The 21,598-nt window shown below is 75.3% G+C and carries 21 protein-coding genes; 11 read left to right on the top strand and 10 right to left on the bottom strand.

The window, feature by feature from the left end; genetic code table 11:
• Positions 1–33: 33 nt before the first annotated feature.
• Together ACZ7RU_RS22030 and ACZ7RU_RS22025 are read right to left on the bottom strand one after the other, a co-directional pair.
• The gene (locus tag ACZ7RU_RS22030) at positions 34–849 is read right to left on the bottom strand and encodes a 2,3-dihydro-2,3-dihydroxybenzoate dehydrogenase (RefSeq protein WP_470342628.1); all 816 of its coding nucleotides are present in this window, start codon (positions 847–849) and stop codon (positions 34–36) included.
• Positions 850–1,259: 410 nt separating this feature from the next.
• Positions 1,260–2,492, bottom strand: a complete 1,233-nt coding sequence (locus ACZ7RU_RS22025) for a CapA family protein (protein WP_470342627.1) — start codon at positions 2,490–2,492, stop codon at positions 1,260–1,262.
• A gap of 274 nt (positions 2,493–2,766) precedes the next feature.
• Here ACZ7RU_RS22025 and ACZ7RU_RS22020 point away from each other — a divergent pair, with 274 nt between their 5' ends.
• The 4 genes from ACZ7RU_RS22020 (at position 2,767) to ACZ7RU_RS22005 (ending at position 6,828) form a co-directional block, all read left to right on the top strand.
• Positions 2,767–3,561 carry a universal stress protein gene (locus tag ACZ7RU_RS22020; protein ID WP_470342626.1) on the top strand — a complete coding sequence of 265 codons (795 nt, stop codon included), beginning with the start codon at positions 2,767–2,769 and terminating at the stop codon, positions 3,559–3,561.
• A 178-nt stretch (positions 3,562–3,739) separates the two neighbouring features.
• Positions 3,740–4,951, top strand: a complete 1,212-nt coding sequence (locus tag ACZ7RU_RS22015; RefSeq protein ID WP_470342625.1) for a M48 family metalloprotease — start codon at positions 3,740–3,742, stop codon at positions 4,949–4,951.
• A gap of 30 nt (positions 4,952–4,981) precedes the next feature.
• Entirely contained in the window at positions 4,982–5,404 is a 423-nt protein-coding gene (locus tag ACZ7RU_RS22010; RefSeq protein WP_049651037.1) for a MarR family winged helix-turn-helix transcriptional regulator, read from the top strand.
• 71 nt (positions 5,405–5,475) lie between these two features.
• Positions 5,476–6,828, top strand: coding sequence for a PP2C family protein-serine/threonine phosphatase (locus ACZ7RU_RS22005; RefSeq protein WP_470342624.1), 1,353 nt, complete (start codon positions 5,476–5,478; stop codon positions 6,826–6,828).
• 131 nt (positions 6,829–6,959) lie between these two features.
• Here the strand turns inward: ACZ7RU_RS22005 and ACZ7RU_RS22000 are convergent, their stop codons facing one another.
• Together ACZ7RU_RS22000 and ACZ7RU_RS21995 are read right to left on the bottom strand one after the other, a co-directional pair.
• A complete protein-coding gene (locus ACZ7RU_RS22000) occupies positions 6,960–8,402 on the bottom strand; it encodes an ABC transporter substrate-binding protein (RefSeq protein WP_470342623.1) in 1,443 nt (480 codons plus the stop codon).
• Positions 8,403–8,406: 4 nt separating this feature from the next.
• Positions 8,407–8,997: an MTB12 C-terminal domain-containing protein gene (locus ACZ7RU_RS21995; RefSeq protein WP_470342622.1), complete on the bottom strand. Its 591-nt coding sequence runs from the start codon at positions 8,995–8,997 to the stop codon at positions 8,407–8,409.
• Positions 8,998–9,106: 109 nt separating this feature from the next.
• Between ACZ7RU_RS21995 and ACZ7RU_RS21990 the strand changes: the two genes are divergently transcribed.
• The 6 genes from ACZ7RU_RS21990 (at position 9,107) to ACZ7RU_RS21965 (ending at position 14,880) form a co-directional block, all read left to right on the top strand.
• On the top strand, positions 9,107–9,784 hold the full coding sequence (locus ACZ7RU_RS21990; protein WP_470342621.1) for a hypothetical protein: 678 nt from the start codon (positions 9,107–9,109) through the stop codon (positions 9,782–9,784).
• A gap of 6 nt (positions 9,785–9,790) precedes the next feature.
• Entirely contained in the window at positions 9,791–11,914 is a 2,124-nt protein-coding gene (locus ACZ7RU_RS21985) for an ABC transporter permease subunit (RefSeq protein WP_470342620.1), read from the top strand.
• A 405-nt stretch (positions 11,915–12,319) separates the two neighbouring features.
• A complete protein-coding gene (locus tag ACZ7RU_RS21980; RefSeq protein ID WP_470342619.1) occupies positions 12,320–12,598 on the top strand; it encodes a hypothetical protein in 279 nt (92 codons plus the stop codon).
• The gene (locus tag ACZ7RU_RS21975) at positions 12,595–13,332 is read left to right on the top strand and encodes an ABC transporter ATP-binding protein (protein WP_470342618.1); all 738 of its coding nucleotides are present in this window, start codon (positions 12,595–12,597) and stop codon (positions 13,330–13,332) included. Before ACZ7RU_RS21980 ends, ACZ7RU_RS21975 begins: the two co-directional genes overlap by 4 nt.
• Positions 13,333–13,363: 31 nt before the next feature.
• The gene (locus ACZ7RU_RS21970) at positions 13,364–14,035 is read left to right on the top strand and encodes an ATP-binding cassette domain-containing protein (RefSeq protein ID WP_470342617.1); all 672 of its coding nucleotides are present in this window, start codon (positions 13,364–13,366) and stop codon (positions 14,033–14,035) included.
• Between the two features lie 584 nt (positions 14,036–14,619).
• A complete protein-coding gene (locus ACZ7RU_RS21965; RefSeq protein WP_470342616.1) occupies positions 14,620–14,880 on the top strand; it encodes a hypothetical protein in 261 nt (86 codons plus the stop codon).
• A gap of 315 nt (positions 14,881–15,195) precedes the next feature.
• On the opposite strand, the gene ACZ7RU_RS21960 is transcribed toward ACZ7RU_RS21965, so the two are convergent.
• From ACZ7RU_RS21960 to ACZ7RU_RS21950, 3 genes are all read right to left on the bottom strand, one after another.
• Entirely contained in the window at positions 15,196–16,158 is a 963-nt protein-coding gene (locus ACZ7RU_RS21960; protein WP_470342615.1) for a hypothetical protein, read from the bottom strand.
• Positions 16,159–16,268: 110 nt separating this feature from the next.
• A complete protein-coding gene (locus ACZ7RU_RS21955; RefSeq protein ID WP_470342614.1) occupies positions 16,269–17,042 on the bottom strand; it encodes a GNAT family N-acetyltransferase in 774 nt (257 codons plus the stop codon).
• A gap of 4 nt (positions 17,043–17,046) precedes the next feature.
• A complete protein-coding gene (locus ACZ7RU_RS21950; protein WP_470342613.1) occupies positions 17,047–17,538 on the bottom strand; it encodes a MerR family transcriptional regulator in 492 nt (163 codons plus the stop codon).
• A 155-nt stretch (positions 17,539–17,693) separates the two neighbouring features.
• Here ACZ7RU_RS21950 and ACZ7RU_RS21945 point away from each other — a divergent pair, with 155 nt between their 5' ends.
• Positions 17,694–18,587, top strand: a complete 894-nt coding sequence (locus ACZ7RU_RS21945) for an NAD(P)-dependent oxidoreductase (RefSeq protein ID WP_470342612.1) — start codon at positions 17,694–17,696, stop codon at positions 18,585–18,587.
• An 83-nt stretch (positions 18,588–18,670) separates the two neighbouring features.
• On the opposite strand, the gene ACZ7RU_RS21940 is transcribed toward ACZ7RU_RS21945, so the two are convergent.
• The 3 genes from ACZ7RU_RS21940 to ACZ7RU_RS21930 form a co-directional block, all read right to left on the bottom strand.
• Entirely contained in the window at positions 18,671–19,459 is a 789-nt protein-coding gene (locus ACZ7RU_RS21940; protein WP_470342611.1) for an SDR family NAD(P)-dependent oxidoreductase, read from the bottom strand.
• 236 nt (positions 19,460–19,695) lie between these two features.
• Positions 19,696–20,427 carry an MIP family channel protein gene (locus tag ACZ7RU_RS21935; RefSeq protein WP_470342610.1) on the bottom strand — a complete coding sequence of 244 codons (732 nt, stop codon included), beginning with the start codon at positions 20,425–20,427 and terminating at the stop codon, positions 19,696–19,698.
• 231 nt (positions 20,428–20,658) lie between these two features.
• The gene (locus tag ACZ7RU_RS21930) at positions 20,659–21,588 is read right to left on the bottom strand and encodes an NADP-dependent oxidoreductase (protein WP_470342609.1); all 930 of its coding nucleotides are present in this window, start codon (positions 21,586–21,588) and stop codon (positions 20,659–20,661) included.
• Positions 21,589–21,598 lie beyond the last annotated feature (10 nt).

Genomic DNA, 21,598 nt, shown 5'->3' with positions numbered 1-21,598 from the left:
CGACCGGAGGGGCGGGGCGCCGTCCGGCACCGCTCAGGCGCGCAGGGTCGCGCCGCCGTCGACGTACAGGTCGTGCATGGTGATGTGCCGCGCCCGCTCGGAGGCCAGGAACACCACGGCCTCCGCGATGTCCGAGGGTGCGGCGATCCGCCCGAGCGGGATGCCGACCCGCCAGGCCCCCAAGTCGCCCTCGATCACCCGGCGTTCGGCCGCCTCGGCGTCCTCGCCCCACAGCGCGCGCTGCATCTCGGTGTCGGTCGACCCGGGTGACACCACGTTGCAGCGCACCCCGGACCGGGCGAGTTCCAGCCCCAGGCAGCGGGTGAACATGGTGGCCGCCGCCTTGGACGCCGCGTAGGCGGCCATACCGGCCCGCGGCACCCCGGCGGCGTTGGACCCGACGGTCACGATGGCCCCGCGGCCGCGGGCCGCCATCCGCCGGCCGACGGCCCGGCTGACGCGAAAGACTCCGGTGGTGTTGACGGCGAAGGTGTCCGCCCAGTCCTCGTCGGTGAGTTCGACGACCGGGGCGGTGCGCAGGATGCCCGCGACGTTCACCAGCGTGCGGACCGGGCCGAGTTGGCCTTCGATCAACTCCACCGTCGCGTCCACGGCCCGGGCGTCGGCGACGTCCAGCACGCACGGACGGACGGTCGGCAGTTCGGCCACCAGGGCGTCGAGCCCACCGGGGTTGCGGTCCACCGCCGCGACGACGGCACCTTCGGCCACCAGCGCCCGCACCACGGCCGCGCCGATGCCCTGCCCGGCCCCGGTGACCATCGCGACGGCACCGGAGAATTCGGACTGTTGCTGCACAGGACATCCCCTCCGACCAGCAAGATTAGGCAAGCCTAACCTAACACAGCTGTTCGTCCAGGCCGAGAGTCTGTGCGAACGTCAAATCGCTCCGGAGTCCCTTCGGATCCTTCCGCGGGCGCCCGGCGTTCGCCGGAAGTGCGCCCGGACACGACGAGGCCGCCCGACCCCGGGCGGGTCGGGCGGCCTCGGTGTCCTGCGGTGGCGTCCTGCGATGGTGTCCGCGCGGCTTCCTGACGGCGGGCGGCTCGCGAGGTTCGGGGCGAAGCCGGTCAGGGACGTGGGCGGCAGACCGGCAGGCCCGCCCCCATCGACTTGGCGCCGCAGAAGCGCGGCGTCGTCGGGGAGTTGTGCGCGCGGACGATCCGCCAGCCGCAGGCACGGCACTCCCGGAGGGTCACCAGCGGCCGTACGGCTCCGGAGAGTCCGGGAACTCCGGGCACTTAGCGCGGCGCGGCGGGGGCCGTCGAAGCCTTCGCGGGCGCGGCCGGCGACTTGGTTGGAGGCGTGGAAGCAGGACTGCCAGCGGCGGACGCGCCGGGGGCGGCGCCGGGCACCGGGGAGAGACCGGTGCAGCCGCGCAGGCCGTCGCGGCGCTTGAGGGCGGCCTCGGCGGTGGCGCCGGTGACCGGCTCCGGGATGCCCTTGTCGTCGATGGTGGCCGGGGTGAAGGCCTCGCCGGTCACCTTGCCGTCGGCGGTGAGGGTGAGGGTGGTGACGCCGGTCTCGTTGGAGTTGGCGTAGTTGGAGGTGCCGTACCAGAGGAAGTTGCCGAAGCCGTACCCGACGTAGGTGTTGCCGAGCATGCCCGAGCCGACCATGGTGTGGGCGTGGGTGCCGACCACGGCGGTGGCCCCGGCGGTGGCGAGCTTCTTGGCGATGGTGGTCTGCGGGCCGGTCGGGCAGGCCTTGCCCTCGTCGCCCCAGTGCAGGTAGACGAGTACCACCGGGGCCTGCTGCTTCGCCGTCTCCACCGCCTTGACCAGCGCGGGGACGTCCAGCGCCGAGGCGATGCCGGGCTTGTTCGCGCCGGCCCGCCACTTCTGGTTGGTGAGGTCCTCGACCTGGCTGGCGGCGACCACCGCGACCTTCACCCCGCGCACGGTGGTGACGTACGGCGCGTACGCCTCCTTGGCGTTGCGCCCGAAGCCGACCACCGGGATCGGCGAGGAGTCCTTGGCGGCGAGGGTGTCGGCGAGGCCGTCGGCCCCGAAGTCCACGGCGTGGTTGTTGGCCATCGAGACGACGTCGACGCCCGAGTCCTTGAGCGCCGACAGCGCCTTGGGCGAGGTGCGGAAGGTGTACGTCTTCGGCTCCGGGGCGCCGCGCCCGGTGATCGCGGTCTCCAGGTTGAGGACGGACAGGTCGGCGTCGGCGAGGGTGCGGGCGATCGGGCCGAGCGCGGGCTCGGGCGACTGGACGGCCAGCCGGGCCTCGGTGCGGCCCTCGAAGTGGACGTCCCCGGCGAAGGCGACGGTGATGGTGCCGTCGGGCCTGGGCGGGGCGCTCTTGCCGGCGGCCGCGCCGGAGGGAGAGCCGTCCGGCGCCGAGGAGGTGCTCGGCGGGACGGGCGCTGCGGAGGCCGGGGCCGGGGCCGGTGCCGGGTCGTCCGGCCCGCAGGCCGCGACGGCGGTCATTCCGACGAACAGCGCGACGGCGGCCGCGGCACGGCGCATGAGTGGATCCCCCCGAGGATGATGCAAGAGCGGTCAGCCTACGCCACCGAATCACCACCCCCCGGACCCGATCCCACAACATTCCGGCCACAAAGGGCCACTACCGGTCCCGGCCAGGACGTCGACCGGCCGTTCCCGGACGGCGCCCCTGGCCCGCCCGTCCCAATCGCCCCACCCGACCCGGCCACCGCGTCCCTGGCGCTAAGGCGGGCGGGGCGCGCAGCGTGGTGTACAGGGGACGAGCCCCGTGCCGAAGGCCGGGAGGTGTGACGTGATGGGCAGCAGTCAGCTCTCACCTGTGGGCGGCGAACCCCCGGTCGTGGGCGAGGGCCGGCCCTCCCCCGCCCTGGAGCGCCGGATCGTGGTCGGGATCGACGGCTCCGATCCGTCGAAGGCGGCCCTGCGCTGGGCGGTCGGCCAGGCCGTGCTGACCGGGGCGACGGTGCACGCGGTCGCCGCCTGGGAGTACCCCTCGCTGTACGGGTGGTTCGCGCCGGTGGACGACGGCTTCGAGCGGACCGCCCGCCGCACGCTGAGCGCCGAGATCAACGAGATCCTGGGCCCGGACCGCCCGGTGGAGGTCCGGGAGAGCCTGGTACTCGGCCACGCCGCCGACGTGCTGCTGGAGGCGGCCGAGGGGGCCGACCTGCTGGTGCTGGGCAGCCGCGGGCGGGGCACCTTCGCCCGGACGCTGCTCGGCTCGGTGTCCGCCCGCTGCGCGGTGCACGGGGCCTGCCCGGTGGTGATCGTCCGCGCGGACGGGACGGCCGCCGCCCCGTCGCGGGCCGTGGCGGGCGGCGTCGAACAGCGGGGCCCCGGCGCCGTGCGCACCAAGGACTGGCAGCTCAGCCTGCACGTGGTCGAGGACGAGGACACCACCCGGGTGCACGCCGTGCTGGACGCCGACGGCACCGTCCTGCACAGCGACGCCCGCTCCCGCCGCAACCCGCGCGACGCCCCGGCGCCGGAGGTCGGCGACGAGTTCGCGGTCGGCCGCGCCCTGGTGGACCTCGGCCACCAGCTGCTGCGCGCCGGCGTCCACGGCGCCACCGGGCCCACCGAGGAGTGAGCGCCCGCCCGCGGCTGGACGCTGGGCCGGAGCGTGGGCACCGGGCCGTGGCGTGGGCGCCGGCCGGTCGGGTGCGCCATGCTGAATCCCCGCTGAACCCCCGTACCGACCTGCCGACGCCGCACCGACGCCGCACCGACACCCGTCCCGCGACCCGACCGGAAGAGCCGCCCCCGCCGTGGACACCACCCCCGACGTCGCCGCCGACACCACCGCCGACTTCACCCCCCGAGAGCGCGCCCGGGGCCGCGCGCTGCGGCGCGCCCAGCTGCCGTGGGCGCTGGGCGGACGGCTGGCGGGCCTCGCCCTCACCCTGCTGCTCGGCCTCACCCCGGCCGGCGCCGCCCTGGTGACCGCCACCGGTGACTGGTTCGGCGGCTCCCGGACGGCCGGAGTGCTGGCCGGTGCGGCGGCCCTGCTGCTGCTCGGCCAGGCGCTGCAACTGCCGTTCGGCGCCGGGGCGCGGACCGTCCGGGCCCGGTTCGGACTGGTGACCCAGGGCTGGGCCGGCTGGGCGCTGGACGCCGTGCGCGGCCTCGCGCTCACCCTCGTCCTCGTCCTCCCGCTCGCGCTCGGCCTGTTCGCGCTGACCGCCTGGTCGCCGCAGCGCTGGTGGCTGCCGGCGGCGGGCGCGGCGGCGCTGCTGACGGTCGCGCTCTCCTTCCTCCACCCGCTGCTGATCGAGCCGGTGTTCAACCGCTTCTCCCCGATGCCCCCGGGCGAGCTGCGCACCGCGCTGCTGGCGCTGGCCGAGCGGGACGGCGTCCGGGTGCGGGACGTCCTGGTGGCGGACGCCTCCCGTCGGACCACCGCGCTCAACGCGTACGTCTCCGGGTTCGGGGCCACCCGCCGGATCGTCGCGTACGACACGCTGCTGACCACCGCCGAGCCGCGCGAGGTGGAGCTGGTGGTCGCGCACGAGCTGGGCCACGTCAAGCACCGGGACGTGCCGGTGGGCACCGCGCTGGGCGCGGTCGGTGCGGCCGTCGCGGTGGCGGTCCTGGGCCTGCTCGGCGCCTGGCGGCCACTGCTGGACGCCGCCGGGGCGACGGACGCGGCGGACCCCAGGGCGCTGCCGTTGCTGGCCGCGCTCGCGGCGCTGCTGGGCGCGGTGTCGGGGCCGCTGCAGTGCGCGGTGAGCCGCCGGATCGAGGCCAGGGCGGACCGGCACGCACTCGAACTGACCGGGGACGTCGAGCAGTTCGTGGCGATGCAGCGCAGACTGGCGGTGGCGAACGTCTCCGATGTCGACCCGCCGAGGGTGCTTGAGCTACTGTTCGCCACTCACCCGAGTGCGACCAGCCGGATCGCCGCAGCCCGTGCCTGGCAGGCCGCACCGGAGCAACTGGCGCCGGAGCGGCGCGCGACCCCGGGCGAATTCGTTGTATAGTGCAACAAATATCGAGGAGGTAGGAACGCCGTGCCCGGCCGCCAGTCGTCCATCGAGACCATCCAGCGCGAGCTGACCGCCTTCGCCCGCCGCGCCCGGCACAAGGCCTCCCAGCTGCACCCCGACCTCTCTCTGGTCACGTACAGCATCCTCGACCTGATCACCGAGCGCGGCGGCTGCCGGGCCGCCGACGTGGCCGCGTACTTCATGCTCGACAAGTCCACCGTCAGCCGCCAGGTCACCGCCCTGGAGAAGCTCGGCCTGCTGGCCCGTGAGACCGACCCGGACGACCAGCGCGGCCAGATCCTGCGCGCCACCGAGGCCGGTCTCACCCTGCTGCGGGACGCCAACGAGCAGCGTCGGCTCTCCTTCACCGCGCGCTTCACCGACTGGTCCGACGAGGACGTCGCCCGCTTCGCCGACTACCTGGCCCGCTACGGCCAGGAGGGCTGACCGCGCCCGTCGGCGAACGGGCCGGGCCCCTCCGGGTGCGCCCCGCACCCTCCACGGTGTACAGAGGAGGAGTGCCCCTCCGGCAGCGCCCCGATGCGCCGCACCCGCCGCCCGCGTCGCATCCCCCCGACCGCCGCCGTGCCTGGCGGCCCGACCGCCGGGTGCTGACGGCGTTCACGCTCGCGCTGATCGTGCTCATCACCGTGGTGGACATCCTCTCCCCGCCGGAGATCCACCTCGGCCCGCTGCTGATCGTCGCCCCCGCCCTCACCGCCTCCTTCGCCGGCCCCCGGGCCACCGCCGGGGTCGCCGCGCTCGCGTTCGCCGCGCTGACCTTCGTCGGCGCCGTACGCGACAGCCTGACCGGCGCCAACGTCCAGACCCAACTGGGCGCGCAGCTGGTCGTCTCGGTGCTGATCGTCGGCCTGCGAGTGCTGCGCGAGCGGCACGAGCGCGAACTGGCCCGGGTGCGCTCGGTGTCCGAGGCCGCCCAGCGGGTGCTGCTGCGCCCGCTGCCGGAGCGGATCGGACCGCTGCACCTGGCCTCCGTCTACCTGGCGGCCGAGGCCGAGGCGCAGGTCGGCGGCGACCTGTACGCCGCCGCCCGCACCGCCACCGGCACCCGGCTGCTGGTCGGCGACGTGCGCGGCAAGGGCCTGTCCTCGCTCGGTGACGCGGCCCTGCTGCTCGGCGCCTTCCGCGCCGCCGCCCACCTCCACGCCGAACTGCCCGACCTGGCCGCCTACCTGGACGGCAGCGTCAGCTGGGACCTCGCCCAACTCGCCGAACAGTCCCAGCGGGATCGCAGGGACGGCCGGGACCGTCGGGCCTGCCAGGACGGCCAGGACCGCAGGGACGGTCGGGACCGTCGGGACGGTCGGGACCGTCGGGACCGGGGCGAGCGACATGGTGGGGGCGAGCGGCAGCAGCGGGGCGGGCGGCAGGGACTGCGGGCGCTGTCCGCGCTGCCCCTCCCCCCGCCCGAGGAACCCCCCGAGGAGAGCGGCGAGGCCGGCGAGTCCTTCATCACCGCCGTCCTGCTCGACATCCCCGACGACGGCTCCCCGGTCCGCCTGATCGACTGCGGCCACCCGCCCCCGCTGCTACTGCGCCCCGACGGCATCAGCACCCTCACCGCCCGCCATCCCGCCCCGCCCCTGGGCCTCGGCGAGCTCGCGCCGGTGCGGTACGAGACGGAGACCTTCCCGTTCCGGCCCGGCGACCGGCTGCTGATCTACACCGACGGCGTGATCGAGGCCCGCGACGCCCAGCGGCGCTTCTACCCGCTCACCGAACGGGTCGCAGCCTGGCACGCCGAGCGCCCCGCCGCGATGCTCCACCACCTGCGCCGCGACCTGCTGGCCCACGTCGGTGGCCGACTGGACGACGACGCGGCCATGGTCGTGGTCGAGCGGTTGCCGTGAGGGGTGCTGCCGGGCGACAGCGGACGGATGACAGCCGACGGATGACAGCTAACAGATAACAGAGTTCAGCTGACAGATTTTGAAATCTGTCAGCTGAACTCGGTCAGCTGTCGACTGTCAGCGCGCCCGCCCTACGGCTTGTACGGCAGCTGCGGCACGTCGAAGCAGTTCGTCGTCATCGACGGCACCTGGGTGACCCAGCCGCCCCGCCCGCCCTGGGCCGCGTCCTGCCAGCGGGCGGCGTTCAGGCAGGCGCGGGTCGGGCCGGCGGGCGGCGGCTGCGGGACGAAGGAGGCGGGCAGGATCAGGCCGTGCGCGTCGTACGGTTCGGCGCGCTCCATGAACGCCTCGACGCAGGAACGGGTCGGCGCGGAACCGCAGGAGTACAGCGCGTCGGTCAGCCACTGCGCGCCCGCCCAGCCCTCCAACTCCCAGGCGGACAGCCGGGCGGCCCGGTCCGGGTGGTAACGGGCCATCGCGGTACGGAAGTCGTGCACCGCCGGGTACTGCTCGTCCTCGTAGTTCAGGCTCGACGAGGTCGCCCACAGGGCGTTGCGGCAGTTCGGCGAGGCGGCGTAGTCGGTGCGCACCGTCTCCGACCAGTTCTGCACGTTGGTGACCTTCGCCGCCACCGTCACCCCGGCCTCGTCCAGCGCCCGGCACAGCGCCGCGTTGCCCCGGGAGTCCATCGCGTCGAACAGCAACTGCGAGCCGTCGGCTCGCACCGCCGCGGCCACCGCCTGGAAGTTCGGCAGCGCGAAGTCCACCGTCTGGAGCAGCACCCGGTACCCCTCGGCCTCCAGTCCGGCCTTCAGCTGTCCGGCGTACCGGGTCGAGTCGGCCTGGTTGTAGGCGACCACGGCGGCGCTGGTCGCGCCCAGGCGCTGCTTGAAGAAACGGAACACCTCGGTGCTCTGGTAGAGCGTCCCGTTCCAGCCGACCGACCGCCCGTCGCGCGGGGCGGCACTGCCGTAGATCCCGTACAGGTGCGGCCAGCGGTCGTACTCCGTGCCGATCGGCTGGCCGCCGACGTCCGGCACCGCCTTGCTGCTCACGTACGGGGCGCCCGCGTAGTCGAGGACGCTGCCGCTGACGAAGGCGAAGACGTGCGCCTGGTCGATCAGCCGGTGCACGCAGTCCTGGTTGCCGACCCCGCTGCCGCCGTCGTCGCAGGTCACCAGCCGGACGCTGCGCCCGTGCAGGCCACCGCGGTCGTTGAGGGCCTGGAAGAACGCCTCGGCACCGTAGCGCGGGCCGCTGAACACCTCGCTGCCGACCGGGCTGGTGAGCGAGGTGACGAGGCCGATCCGGATCTCGGTGGCGGTGACCCCGGTGTCGGAGTCGGGGTTGGCACCCCCGGTCGTGCCGGTGGCGCCGGTGGTGACCGTGGGGCGGACGGTGAAGGCCTCGCCGGGCAGCCGGGTGCCGCAGCCGGCGAGCAGCGCGAGGGTCAGCAGGAGAGCGGCACAGGCCGGACGGGAGCGGTTCGGGCGGTCCGCCGCCGGGACACGGCCGGGCCGCCGGCGCGGGGACGCGTCGGCGGCCCGGCGTCGCGACGGGGCGGTCGGCCGCATCCGCTCAGCTGCAACCGGGGATCGGGGAGGCGGTGGCACCGCCGGCCTGGGTGAGCAGACCGCACAGCGTCGATCGGGACACCTTCCAGGTGCCGTTGTCGAGGACGGACTGACCGGTCGCGCTCGGCTCCACCACGTTGCCCTGGAGCGAGAGCGAGTAGGTGACGGTCGCGTCGCTCGCGTCGGTGAACCCGACGTCGTCGACCTTCGCCCGCACCTGGCCGACCCGCGGGTCCTGGGAGAAGCCCTGGAGCACCGGCAGCAGCGTGTCACCGCCATGGAGCAGCTTGGCCTTGTCGGTGATCGGGGTGTCGGGGTCGAAGAACTTCTCCCAGTTGGTGGTGATCTCCGCCTTGGCGGCGGCCGGATCGGCGGGGGCGGTGCCGGTGGCCGTGGCGGTGGCCGTCGCGGTGCCCGTGGCAGGGGTGCTCCCCGTGGCGGTGGCGCCGGTGGCCGCCGGGGAGGTCGCCGCGGAGCCGGACTTGCCGTCGCTGCTGCACGCGGCCGCCGTACCGGCGAGTAGCAGGGCGAGCAGCGCGCCCGCCGTCCGCAGAGCCCTGCCACCGCCGGCGGTACCGCTTCGCGTCACGTGCATGGTGGTCTTCCCTCTCGACTGCGCCGCCCGGGCCCCCGCACTCGGCGTCCCGGATGCTGTTCCAGGCCGATCCTGGAAACGTCTCAAGTGACACCATGAAGGCGGATCCATGGACGAATCGCATTCCGGCGGGGAAATCACCCGTAACGCCCCGGAGGGTTCCCCCGTCCGGGGCGGGTGGGTCCGGGGCCGGCCCCTCCTGGGCGGGTTCCGTCGGGCCCGGCTCCTCCGGACCGGCCGGGAGTGGGCGGGCTGGCTGCTCGCCGCGGCCGGCGCCGTGCTGTGCGTGCTCGGCTGGTACGGGACCTCCGGTGAGCGCTTCGCCGAGCAGCAGGTCCCGTACCTGGCGTCGTCCACCATCCCCGGCGCGGCGCTGATCGTGTCCGGGACCGTCCTGGTCGCCCTGCGGCCGCCACCGTCCCCGCCGGGGCGCGCGGATCTGACCGACCGACGGGTGGAGCGGCTGTACGACCTGCTGGTCGAACCGGACGCCGGGCCCGCCCCGCCGGCCCCGGTCGGCCGAACCGCTGATACCGACCGTTCCGACCCCTCCGGCACGTCCGACCGTTCCGGCCGGGCCGACGACGCCGGGTGGCTGGCCGTCCCCGAGGGCACCCGCTACCACCGGCCGGACTGCCCGCTGGTCGTCGGCAGGGAACGGGCCGCACCCGTGGACGCGGACGCCGTCCGGGCCCGGAGCCTGACGCCCTGCCCGCTCTGCTCGCCGCCGACAGCCGGTCCTGCGTCCACCCGTCCGGGCGAATCCGCCCCGCCGAACGCCGGCTGACCGCCCATGAGCACATCGGTCACATCGGTCACATCGATCCTCACCGCCCTCACCGCCGCCCCCGGCTCGTTCGGCTCGTTCGGCTCGTTCGGACTCACCGTCGACCTCGCCCTCGCCGGACTCACCGTCGGCGCCGCGGCCGCGCTCAGCGGCATCGGCCTGGTCGTCTGCCACCGCGCCACGGGCGTGCTCAACATCGCCCAGGGCGCCCAGGCCATGGCCGTCGCCTACCTGCTGCGCGACCTCGTCGTGGTCCGGCACTGGCCGGTCTGGCCCGCCGTCGCCTGCTGCCTGCTGGTCGTCGCCCCCGCGCTCGGGGTCCTGCTCGACCTCCTGGTCTACCGCCCACTGCAACGGCGCGGCGCCGGACCGGCCGAGACCATGGTCGCCGGGATCGGCGTGTTCGTGCTGCTCATCGGCCTGGCCGTACTGCTGTGGGGCGCGGCGCCACTGGCCGGCGCGCCCTCCCCGCTCGGCGGCGCCCCGATCCGGCTGCCCGGCGGGCACGGGCTGCGGCCGGACACCGTCGCCCAGCTCGCCGCCATCCTCGTGCTCGGCCTCACCGTCCTCGCCACCACCCGGTGGACCGGGTTCGGCCTCCGGCTGCGCGCCGTCGTCGACGACCGCCGCCTCGCCGCCCTCACCGGAGTCGACGCCGACCGGGTCTCCGCCGCCGGCTGGGCCTTCGGCACCTTCACCGCCGGACTGGTCGGCGTCGCCCTCGCGCCGTACCTGCTGCTCGACCCGTACGGGCTGCCGCTGCTGGTGATGGAGACCATGGCCGTGGCGGTCGCCGCCCGGCTGCGCAGCATCCCGGTCGCGGTCGCCACCGGGCTCGGGCTCGGCATCGCCCAGGCCGAACTCACCCGGCTGCGACCGTCCGGGCAGTTGCTGCCGCTGGTCGAGGCCGTGCAGTCCAACCTGTTCGTGGTCGCGCTGCTCGCCACCGCCCTGCTCGGCGGGCCGGGCATCACCGGGGAACGGGCCGGGGGCTGGGCCGCGCCGCTGGTCGCCGGCCGTCCGTGGAGAGGGGTAAGGGCTGGGAGCGGAGGTGGGGCCGGAGTCGGCATCGCGACCGGGGGCGGTGGCGGTGGCAGGGCCGGGGGCGGGGCAGGGACCGGCGGCGAGGCCAGGGGCGGGGCCGGGGGCGGGCGGCTGGCGGGCTCCGTCTGCCTGGTGCTGCTCCTGCTGCCGCTCGGTTTCCGGGGCAACGACCTGCGCGACGCCCTGCTCGTGCCCGCGCTCGCGCTCGTCCTGCTGTCCATCGTCGTGGTCACCGGCTACGGCGGGCAGATCTCGCTCGGCCAGGCCGGTTACGCGGGACTCGGTGCGATCGGCACCGCACTGCTGATGTCCGGCCGCATCCCCGGCCTCCGGCCCCTGCCCGCCGCACCCGCCCTGCTGCTCGCCGTCCTCGCCACCGCCCCGCTCGGCCTGCTCACCGGCTGGCCCGCGATCCGCCGCCGCGGACTCGCCCTCGCCCTGGTCACCTTCGGGGTGGGAACGGCGATGAGCCGGTTCGTCTTCGAGCAGCCGTACGCCACCACCGGCCTCGTGCTCGACCGTCCGTCCTTCCTCGCCGGCGACCGCGCCTACTACCTCGCCGAACTCGTCCTCCTCGGCCTCGGTCTGCTCACCGTCCGCGCCCTGCACCGGGGGCGCCTCGGCCGGGCCCTGACCGCCATGCGGGACCACGAACCGGGCGCGGTCGCGGCCGGCGTGGACGTCCCCGGCCTCAAGCTCCTCGCCTTCGTCGCGGGCGCGGCCCTGGCAGCCCTCGGCGGCGGACTGATGGGCCTCGCCGGACGCGCCTTCGACCCCACCGCCTTCGACCCGGTGCGCGGCCTCCTCTGGTTCGCCGCCGTGATGGTCGCCGGCGCCGACAGCGCCCTGGCCGCCGTCCTCGCCGCCGCCCTCCTCGTCGGCCTCGACGCGGGCACCGTCGCCGGAGTCTCCGCCGTCGCCGTCGGCGCCCTCGCGGCCACCATCGGCCGCCTCCCCGGCGGCCTCGCCGCCCTCCCCCTCCCCCGCCACCGCCCACCCCCGCCGACTGCCCTACCGCCCTCCCGCCTCACCCCGACGGGCCACCGCCTGCGGGAAACCCTCTCAGCCCGGAACGGACAGCGATGACCGCCGGCTCCCCCTCCACTCAGCACGTCGGCAGGCAGGACCGCCGAACCCCCCATCAACTCCCTTACGACGCAACGAGGTACGCGACCGGCCCGCAACAGAACCGCAAAGCCAGACCGCGCACATCTCCCGCAGCCCTGCCAGCAGCCCTGGTTTCCCCCTACCCACAGCAGCAGCCGCACCGGCCGGGCGGCATCAGCACACGCGAGCGCAGACCACCGCGTGAAAGGGGAAATCATGACCACCCGCCTCCCCACCGCCCGCACCAGCGAGCGGCGCCACGAGCGGGCAAGCCGCGAACGCCCCGGGCCCGCTCGGGCCCATCGACATCAGCGGGTGCGAGCGCAGACCGCCACACCCCACTCTTCACACCACCGCGTCTGCCGCCGCACACGAAGGACGACCATGAGTGCCGCACGGCTCACCATGCGGGGATTCGCGCGGCAGTGCGTGCGCATCGAGGCCTCGAGAGGCTGGCCTGAAGACCCGGCCAAGGCCGCCGGACCACCACACCAGGCAGACCCGACACCCGCGCCGCCCACCCGCCACGAGCGCCACACCCCCGCCGTACAAGGCGTCGAGGCCGCGAGCGAACCGGCCCTGACGGCGCGACCGGGGCGGATCACCGCGCCCACCGCGACCAACACGCACCCCATCCGCCCGGCGCGCGAGGTGCGACTGTGACCGCCGCCCCGGCCGCCGCTCGGCTCACCGCGCGGGGGGTCGTGCGGCGGTACGGGGGGATCGAGGCGGTGGGCGGCGTGGATCTGGTGGCGCGGGCGGGGCGGATCACGGCGCTGATCGGGCCCAACGGGGCGGGGAAGAGCACGTTGTTCGACTGTCTGGCCGGGACGGTGCGGCCGGATGGCGGGCGGGTGCTGCTCGGGGGGCGGGATGTCACCGGGCTGGCCGCGCACCGGCGGGTGCGGCTGGGGCTGGCGCGGACCTTCCAGCAGATCGCCGTCTTCCCCACTCTCTCGGTGGCCGACAACGTCCTGGTGGGCGCCGAGCAGCACGCCCGTCGGGTGGAGGCCCGGGTGGCCGCCGAGCGGTGCGCCCGCGCGTTGCGGCTTCTCGGTCTGCAGGAGCTCGCCGCCGAGCCCGCCGGTGGGCAGCCCACGGGGGTGTTGCGGCTGGTGGAGCTGGCGCGGGCGCTGGCGGGCGGGCCCCGGGTGTTGTTGTTGGACGAACCGGCGGCGGGACTCGACGGGGTGCAGACGGCTCGGCTGGTGTCCGTGCTGCGCGGCCTCGCCGAGAGCGGCATGGCACTGCTGCTGGTCGAGCACGACGCCGAGCTGGTCGCCGAACTCGCCGACTCCGTCTACGCCATGGCGGAGGGCCGGGTGGTCGCGTCCGGTCCGGTCGCGACCGTCCTCGCCGACCCCCGGGTCACCCGGGCGTGGGGAGCCGCCACGTGAGTCCGGACCACCGCACCGCCGAGGCGGGTTGATGCCCGTCGAAGCCGCCCTCCGTGCCGCCCGGGTCCGCTACGGCCCGCTGGAGGCGTTGCACGGCGTCGACCTGGACTTCCCGTCCGCCGCCGTCACCGTTCTGCTCGGCCGCAACGGGGCCGGGCGGACCAGCGTGCTGCACGCCCTCGCCGGGCTGGTGCCGCTGGCGGGTGGGCGGGCGCTCTGGCGGGACCGGGACGTCGGCAGGCTGTCGGTACACCAGCGGGTGCGGCGGGGGCTGGCCCTGGTCCCGGCCGAGCGCGGGGTGTTCGGCTCGCTGACCGTGGCCGAGAACCTGCGCCTGGGCGGGCCGGGGCGCGCCGAGGTACTGGAGCTGTTCCCGGAGCTGACCGGCCTGCTGAGCCGCCGGGCCGGCACCCTGTCCGGCGGCCAGCAGCAACTCGTCGCCGTCGGGCGAGCCTTGGCGGCGCGGCCGGCCCTGCTCCTGCTGGACGAGCCCGAGCGCGGGCTGGCCCCCGCCGTCGCCGCCCGGCTGCACACCCGCCTGCTGGCGGACGCCGCCGCCGGCCGTACGGTCGTGCTCACCGCGCAGTCGCTGCCGCGCGCCCTTGCCGGGGCGGCGGTGGTGCATGTGCTGCACCGGGGCGAGGTGGTGTTCTCCGGCGAGCCCGGGGAGGCTCTCCCGGGCCCGTGGACGATCATCCCGTGACGAGCGCTCCCGCTCAACCACCCCGAGACGCACTCCTCCCGGGCCACCCCCGGCTGCCCCAGGAACGAAGGAAGATCCATACCCACGCATCGCGGCGGTCGGCGAACGGCCTCACGGAGGCCGCCAGGAGCTTCGATACCGTCGGGCACTGGCTCGACAACAGCCACACGGCCGCCGACACGATGTCGGCCTGGGACTCCGGCCAGCCACTGAAGGACCGCACCGACGCCTGGCAGACCCCCGTGAAGTCCGTCGCCGGTCAACTCCACCTCAATTCGACCCAGTTGCACGAATCGGCCCACTCCTACCAGGCCGACCAGGCCGACCAGGCCGACCAGGAGCACGCTCGTCGTCTCGACGCGGCACTCGGCGACCTCGGGGGAACGGGGCAGCAGCCAGAACTCCGCCCCGGACCTGGGCAAGCAGTACGGCCTCACCGTCGACGAGACCACCGCGACGGTCGACGGCAGCGGCGGCGCGGCGCCAGGTGGGCCCGCGCGGCGGGCCCGCTGCCAAGTACGACCGGGTGAAGACCGGGCCCCGGTGCGCCGGCCCGTCTGCCGCCGCTCGCCTGGGCGGGACTGGTGCTGGGTGTCGGCGCGGTGCGCTGGGGCGGTTGGCAGCTCGCTGCCGCCGTACGGCACCGGACGTGCCGGATCGGCCTGGGGCACGCCCTGCTGTGCGTGCTGCTGCCGGTGGCGGTGATCGGCGTGCCGTTCCAGTACGCCCTCGCGCAGACCGCCGCGCACGACACCGGGACGCAGCGGAGCACCTGCTTCGGACAGGGCCGGCTCACGGGCGCGGTCGATCCCGCGGCGGTGCGTCAGACACGGCTCCCGGCCTGATCGCCGCCGGGCGCGTACGAGGCCGAGGCCGAACCCCGTCCCGAGGCCGAAGCCGAGGAGGGCGGCGGGCACGACAACCGTCGCACCGAGGCGGCGGGGGTGGCAGAGGTCGAACATGTTGGGCTCCTTCCCCGGGGGCCCGGACAGCCCCCGCTCGTGGTGCCTCAACGATGACCCCGGCCGCCCCTCCCGCACATCTACCGAACGGCACAACCTGAGCAGCGACGGCCCGGGTGCCCCCTGCCGATCGGCAGGGGGCACAAAGCACCGGAACAGCAGTGGCGGACGGCCACCGGCACAGTCCGCCGGAGGCCTTCAGCCCCGGCCCGGCCCGGTCCGCGCCGCCCCCAGCCCGAGGGCCAGCCACGGGGTGGCCGCGGCGACCACCGCCAGCGGCCAGCCGACGAGCGGCGACGGCAGGACCAGCCCGACGTACGCCGCGAGTCCCACACCGACCAGCAGGATGCCGGCCACCGGCAGGTGCACGGCCGGTCGGAAGCGTCGCGCCTCGTGCACCCTGCGGCGCCCGTCCGCCAGGATCACCGGGACGAAGATCAGGCCGGCGAAGGCGAGGGCCAGGATCCACGGCAGCGCGAGACCGCTGACCGTGGTGTACGCGTACGGCTGGGCCCCCAGAGCCGGGGCGGTGGGCGCGTACTCGACCGTCACCTCCTTACCGACACGGGCCGGGCCTGCCGTCTCGACGTCCAGGGCGAGGGTCCGCAGGCCGTCCGCGAAGGGCACCGAGAGGTCCACCGTCGTGCGGTACACGGCCTTCCTGTTCACCGTGCTGATCCGGCGGGGCTCCGAGCGGAGCTGGACGATCGGGAGGGCGCTGCTGACGGCGCCCGCCTGGTGGATGCGGCGCAGCCGGCGGCCCTCCGCGCCGTCCGGCCCGCTGGCCTGGGCCAGCGCGGCGGCGGAGGTGAGCACCAGGGTGATGCCGAGGAGGAGGGCGAGCGTCCGTGACCCCCGCGACCCCCGCGACCCCCGCGCCCCGCCACGCCACGGAACCGGGGAAGGTTCCGAATCCGGTGACGATCCCGGTTCGACCGTCGTGCGGCGGGCGGCCGTTCGACGGGCGGTGGCGGAGGCAGCTGCGGAAGCGGCCAGCCAGCCGAGCCCGGCCAGGACCGCGAGGCCGGTCGGGAGCAGCCGCTCGGCGGTGGGCGTGCCACGGCCGGACGGCAGGACCGCGACGAGCAGCCCGTGCCCGGCGGCGACCAGCGCGGCCGCCAGGGTCAGCCAACCCGTCAGCCGCGTCCACACGGTGGTCATGGATCTCCTGGTCGCGGGTGAGTATCAGCAGAACGGGATCATCCCCAGGCTTCGTCACGCCCCGGCACCTCCGGCCGGCCCCACGTCGCAGCCCCGCCCCGTCAGGTCCGCTACGGCCGGCGGACGTACGGAGTCGAGGTGCTCACCCAGGCGAAGCCGAGGCGCTGGAGGATGGGCCGGCTCTGGTCACTCGCGTCGACCTGGAGGTACTGGTAGCCGAGCTCGGCCGCGCGGCGGGCGCGGTGGGCGACCAGGGCCCGGTAGATGCCCCGGCCGCGCCAGTCGGGTGCGGTGCCGCCGCCCCAGAGGCCGGCGAAGCCGGTGCCCGGGACCAGCTCCATCCGGGCACCGCTGACCGGGCGGTCGCCGGCCATCGCGACGACCATGCCGACCGTCTCGGTGCCGTGCCGCAGGTGGTCGAGTATCCGCTCGCGCAGACCGGGGTGCTCGGTGCCGAAGGCCTGTTCGTGGGCTTCCATCAGCAGGTCCACCCCGGCCGGGTCGGTCACCGGGAGCAGCCGGACGCCCTCGGGCAGGGCGGCCTCGAGGGGCAGGTCCGCGATCCGGGCGATCATCAGCGCCTCGGCCGGTTCCGGGGTGAAGCCGGCCGCCAGCAGTCGCGCGCCGAGGTCGGCGGGGCGGTCGTGGGAGTAGGTCTTCCACTCGAACTCCAGCCCGAGCTCGGCGAAGTGGCGCACCTGCGCGGCGATCGCCGCGTCCGCGCCCGTCTCGTCCAGACCGGACCAGACCACGCCGTTCCAACCGTGCTCCGGGCCCGTCTGCCGGACCACCGCGCCGTCGCGTTCGACTCGACACCCGGGGTCGGGCGGCGCGTTGCGCCGGAGTCGGTCGTCGAACAGGGCGAGCACCTCGTCGTGGTTCATCCGCTCACTCCAGCACGGCCCGGGAGCGCACGCCATCGAGTTTCCGCGCGGGCGACCGCGGGCGGCGGTCCCCGCCCGACGCGCGGTCCCCGGCCGGCCCGCGCTCCGCCGCCCGCAGCCGGCCGGACCTGATCAGCTCGCTCGGCGCCTCCGCCCCCATGATGGCGTCCAACAGGGCGCGGGCCTCGGCGAGTTCGTCCATCTGCCGGGTGATCCGGGCGCGCTCTCGGGCCAGCCCGGTGAGCAGCTCGGGGCAGGTCGGGCCGGGAGGGCGCTGTCCGGGCAGCGGCAGGCCGTGGAGGATCTCGGCGATCACCGCGCTGTTGAGGCCGGCCGCGAGGAGGGTGCGGATGCCCCGGACGGTGTCCACGTCCCGCTCGCCGTACTCGCGGTAGCCGCTGGGGCGGCGCTCGGGGGTGAGCAGCCCCTGTTCCTCGTAGTAGCGCAGGGCGCGCGGGGTGACGCCGGCGCGCCGCGCGAGTTCTCCGATCCGCATCGCGGACACCTCCTTCCGTGGAACGTCCGCCATGGCGCTCCGCCCCGTCTCTCCGCTCGGCTCTCCACCGTGGCTCCGGCGCCTCGGCTCCGGCGCCTCGGCTCGACTCCGGCGCCTTGACCCTGCCGTCGGCGTGAAGGTCTAGCGTAACCGCCATGCCGAACGAACGGTCTTCCTCAACCACCCCTGCCCGCACCGCCGTTGCCGTACTGGGGCTGGGCCCGATGGGTCGGGCGCTGGCCGGCGCGCTGCTGGCCGCCGGCCACCCGGTCACCGTGTGGAACCGCACGCCGGGCCGCGACGGCGAGCCGCTCGCCCTCGGCGCACGCTCGGCCGCGAGTGCCGCCGAGGCGGTGTCGGGCGCCCCGCTCGTGCTGCTCTGCGTCCGCGACCAGCCGGCCGCCCGGGCCGTCCTGGAGGCCGCCGGGACGGCGCTGCGCGGACGGACCGTCGTCAACGCCACGTCGGTCGCGCCGGGCGACGCGCGGACGAACGCCGCCGACGCCGAGGCCCGGGGCCTCCGCCTGCTGGACGCCGCGGTCCTCACCCCCACCCCGACCATCGGCCGCCCGGAGGGCACCGTCCTGCTGAGCGGCGACGCCGAGGCCTTCGCCGCCCACGAGGCGACGCTGCGGGCGCTGGGCACGGTACGCCACGTGGGCGCGGACCCGGGCCGGGCGGCGGCCTACGACGCGGCCCTGCTCGACCTGTTCTGGACCACCGTGCACGGCTACCTGCACGCCCTCGCGCTGGCCCGCGCCGAGGGCATCAGCGGCGCCGAACTCGCGCCGTACGCCCACGGATTGCCACGTCTGCTGCCGCAGCTGATCGACCGCTTCGCGCAGCGCGCGGACGAGCGCCGGCATCCGGGCGACCACAGCAGCCTCGCCTCCGCCGAGGCCGGGCTGGCGCACGTCGCGCACACCGCCCGGGCGCGCGGCCTGGACACCTCCGTACTGGACGCGGCGCTCGCGGTCACCCGGCGGGCGGTCGGGGCCGGGCACGGGCCGGACGGGGTGTCCGCCCTGGTCGAGCTGCTCGCCGGGTAGACCGGGTAGCTCGGTAGCCGGGCAGCCTGGTAACTCGGCAACCGGGTAACCCGGTAGCCCGGTAGCCGGACACCCGCGCGGCGCTACTGCGCCAGGTACCCGCCGTCCACCGGCAGCACGACCCCGGTGACGAAGGACGCGTCGTCCGAGGCGAGGAAGAGGACGGCCGCCGCGACCTCGGCCGGGTCACCGAGCCGGCCCATCGGGTGCAGCTTCTCGATCGCCGCGAGGTACTCGGTGCCGCCGGGCTCGTCGTACAGCCGGGCGACGCGCTCGGTGGTGATGGTGCCGGGGGCGACGGCGTTGATCCGGATGCCGCGGTCCGCCCATTCGACGGCGAGGTGCTTGGTGAGGCCGGAGGCGACGAACTTGGCGGGCCCGTACACCGCTTGGCCTCGCTGGCCGGCCTCGCCGGAGATGGACGACAGGCAGACGATCGACCCGCCGGGCCGGTCCTGCGCGGCCATCGCCTCGATCGCGTACTTGCAGGTGAGGAACATCCCGCGGCCGTCCACGGCCATCACGTGGTCCCAGTCCTCGGCGGTGGCCTCGGTGATCTCCATCAGCGGGATGATCCCGGCGTTGGCCACCAGGACGTCCAGCCGTCCGTGCCGCTCGACGGCGGCCGCCACCATCCGGCGGGCGTCCTCGTCCCGGGCCACGTCTCCCACCACCGTGCTGACCGCGCCCGGGAGTCGACCGGCCAGCCGGTCCAGGCCCGCCGCGTCCACGTCGGCGGCGACCACCGACGCGCCCTCCTGGACGAAGCGTTCGGCGACGGCCCGTCCGATGCCGCTGGCCGCGCCCGTCACCACACAGGCGCGGCCGGCCAGCCGCCCGCCCGCGGGGCCTCCCCCGTTCACAGTCACCATGGCGCGACTCTACCCAGCGGGCGGGCGGGATTCGGGGCTCTTCGACCGGTGCGCCGGATCCGGCCGGTGGGCGGCTCAAAAGCGGCGCGGGGGACGGCCGAAGCGCCAGAGCGGAGCCGCAGAGCACCGCACACCCGCTGACCGCTGCCGCACACCCCGCAGAGCGCTGCACCGGCAACAACGGTGGCCGGGACCGTCGTACGGTCCCGGCCGCCACGCCTGCCGAACTCCGCGGCCTACACCCGCGCGTCGGTGGCCAGGGCCTCCGCCACCGGCAGGTTGGGCTGCGGGTGGGTCAGCAGGTGTACGCCCGCCGCCAGCGCGCCGCCGACCAGCGGGGCGAGCAGGAACAGCCACAGCTGCGACAGCGCGTCGCCGCCCGCGAACAGCGCCGGCCCGAGGCTGCGCGCCGGGTTGACCGAGGTGCCGGTGAGCGGGATGCCGACCAGGTGGACGACCACCAGCGCGACCCCGATCGGCAGTCCGTCGAAGCCGACCGCGGCCAGCCGGTGGGTGACCGACAGGACGACGTACACCAGCAGGAAGGTGAGGACGACCTCGGTCAGGAACGCGCCGGCGGCGTTGACGTGCACCTGGGAGCGGTCGCCCCAGCCGTTGGTGCCGAGCTTGCCGTGGGTTTCGAGCCCCGGTATCTGCTTCGCCAGCAGCAGGACGAGCGCCGCCCCCGCGATGCCGCCGAACAGCTGCGCCACCCAGTACGACACCGCCGTGCGCCCGTCGATCCGGCGGGCCAGCAGGAAGCCGAGCGTCACCGCCGGGTTGACGTGGCAGCCGGAGATCGGGCCGAGCGCGTACGCGAGCGCGAGCAGCACGAAGCCGAACGCGAGCGCGATGCCCACCGCTCCGATGGCATCCCCCGCGAGCACCGCCGCACCCACCGCCAGCAGCACCAGCAGCAGGGTCCCGACGAACTCGCCGATCACCGCCCGCCTGTCCGTTCCACCCATGTGCCCGGTCCTCCTGACCGTCAGGGCAGGCGGACCGGTGCCGCCCGCGCCCGGCCGACCCTGGTCGACCGTTCGAGGAACCGCATGTCGGCCGAACGGCTCACCGCCGTGTTCCCGGCGCGTCCGCCTGCCGAATTGCTCCGACCGGATGAAACCGTACGAAAATGGCGCGCCCAATGCAAAACGTAGGTAAAACGGGCAGACGCGGACAGGCCGGGCGGCGGACGGCTGTCAGACCGTCAGCACGATCTTTCCGCGCAGGTGCCCCTCCTCGCTGATCCGCTGTGCCTCGGCCGCCTCCGCCAGCGGGAGCACCCGGTGCAGCGGCAGCCGCAGGGTGCCCGCCGCGTGCAGGGCGAGCGCGGCCGCGTAGGCGCGCTGGTGGTAGGAATCGACGCCCTCGGCACCGCCGGTGAAGCGGACGCCGTGATCCTGCGCGCCCTGGATGTCGGCGATCGTCAGCACCCGGTCCGCGCTCCCCGTCAGCTCGATCGACAGCGGCAGCACTCCGCCCCGCCCGGCCACGTCCAGCGCCCGGTCCACCCCGCCCGGGGCGGCGGCCCGCACCCGCTCGGCCAGGCCCTCGCCGTACGTGACCGGGATCGCGCCGAGCTCGCGCAGATGGGCGTGGTTCGACTCGCTCGCCGTGCCGACCACGGTGATCCCGCGCGCCCGGGCGAGCTGGAGCAGCAGGGTGCCCACCCCGCCGCCGGCGCCGTGCACCAGCAGCGTCTCGCCGGAGCGCACGCCGAGCACGTCGAGGGATCGCTCGGAGGTCTCGGCGCCCACCGGGATCGCCGCCGCCTCCGCCCAGCTCAGCGTGGCCGGCTTGTGGGCCAGCGTCTCCGCGTCCACCAACGCGTGCTGGGCGTACCCGCCGCCCATCAGGGCGCCGAACACCTCGTCGCCGGGCGCGAAACCGCTCACCTCCGCGCCGACGGCCTCGACCACGCCGGACAGCTCGAAGCCCGGCACGTAGGGGAAGACGACCGGGAAGAACCCGGCCAGCTCGCCGGTGCGCAGCTTGTGGTCCAGCGGGTTGACGCCCACGGCGCGGACCGCGACCCGCACCTGGCCGGGGCCGGGGGCGGGCAGTTCGATGTCGATCGGGCGCAGCAGGTCCGCGCCGCCGAACTCGGGGAAGGCGATCGCCTTGGTCATGGAAGGTCCT

It is taken from the genome of Kitasatospora sp. NPDC114501 (assembly GCF_055633695.1).
Note: the sequence above shows the minus strand (reverse complement) of the source record. Positions and strands in the feature narration are given on the sequence as shown.

Coding starts and splice junctions, on each gene's coding strand:
- ACZ7RU_RS22025 (WP_470342627.1), bottom strand. CDS start 2,492: ATGCGCCGTGCCGCGGCCGCCGTCGCGCTGTTCGTCGGAATGACCGCC.
- ACZ7RU_RS22020 (WP_470342626.1), top strand. CDS start 2,767: ATGGGCAGCAGTCAGCTCTCACCTGTGGGCGGCGAACCCCCGGTCGTG.
- ACZ7RU_RS22000 (WP_470342623.1), bottom strand. CDS start 8,402: ATGCGGCCGACCGCCCCGTCGCGACGCCGGGCCGCCGACGCGTCCCCG.
- ACZ7RU_RS21995 (WP_470342622.1), bottom strand. CDS start 8,997: ATGCACGTGACGCGAAGCGGTACCGCCGGCGGTGGCAGGGCTCTGCGG.
- ACZ7RU_RS21990 (WP_470342621.1), top strand. CDS start 9,107: ATGGACGAATCGCATTCCGGCGGGGAAATCACCCGTAACGCCCCGGAG.
- ACZ7RU_RS21985 (WP_470342620.1), top strand. CDS start 9,791: ATGAGCACATCGGTCACATCGGTCACATCGATCCTCACCGCCCTCACC.
- ACZ7RU_RS21980 (WP_470342619.1), top strand. CDS start 12,320: ATGAGTGCCGCACGGCTCACCATGCGGGGATTCGCGCGGCAGTGCGTG.
- ACZ7RU_RS21970 (WP_470342617.1), top strand. CDS start 13,364: ATGCCCGTCGAAGCCGCCCTCCGTGCCGCCCGGGTCCGCTACGGCCCG.
- ACZ7RU_RS21960 (WP_470342615.1), bottom strand. CDS start 16,158: ATGACCACCGTGTGGACGCGGCTGACGGGTTGGCTGACCCTGGCGGCC.
- ACZ7RU_RS21955 (WP_470342614.1), bottom strand. CDS start 17,042: ATGAACCACGACGAGGTGCTCGCCCTGTTCGACGACCGACTCCGGCGC.
- ACZ7RU_RS21950 (WP_470342613.1), bottom strand. CDS start 17,538: ATGCGGATCGGAGAACTCGCGCGGCGCGCCGGCGTCACCCCGCGCGCC.
- ACZ7RU_RS21945 (WP_470342612.1), top strand. CDS start 17,694: ATGCCGAACGAACGGTCTTCCTCAACCACCCCTGCCCGCACCGCCGTT.
- ACZ7RU_RS21940 (WP_470342611.1), bottom strand. CDS start 19,459: ATGGTGACTGTGAACGGGGGAGGCCCCGCGGGCGGGCGGCTGGCCGGC.
- ACZ7RU_RS21935 (WP_470342610.1), bottom strand. CDS start 20,427: ATGGGTGGAACGGACAGGCGGGCGGTGATCGGCGAGTTCGTCGGGACC.
- ACZ7RU_RS21930 (WP_470342609.1), bottom strand. CDS start 21,588: ATGACCAAGGCGATCGCCTTCCCCGAGTTCGGCGGCGCGGACCTGCTG.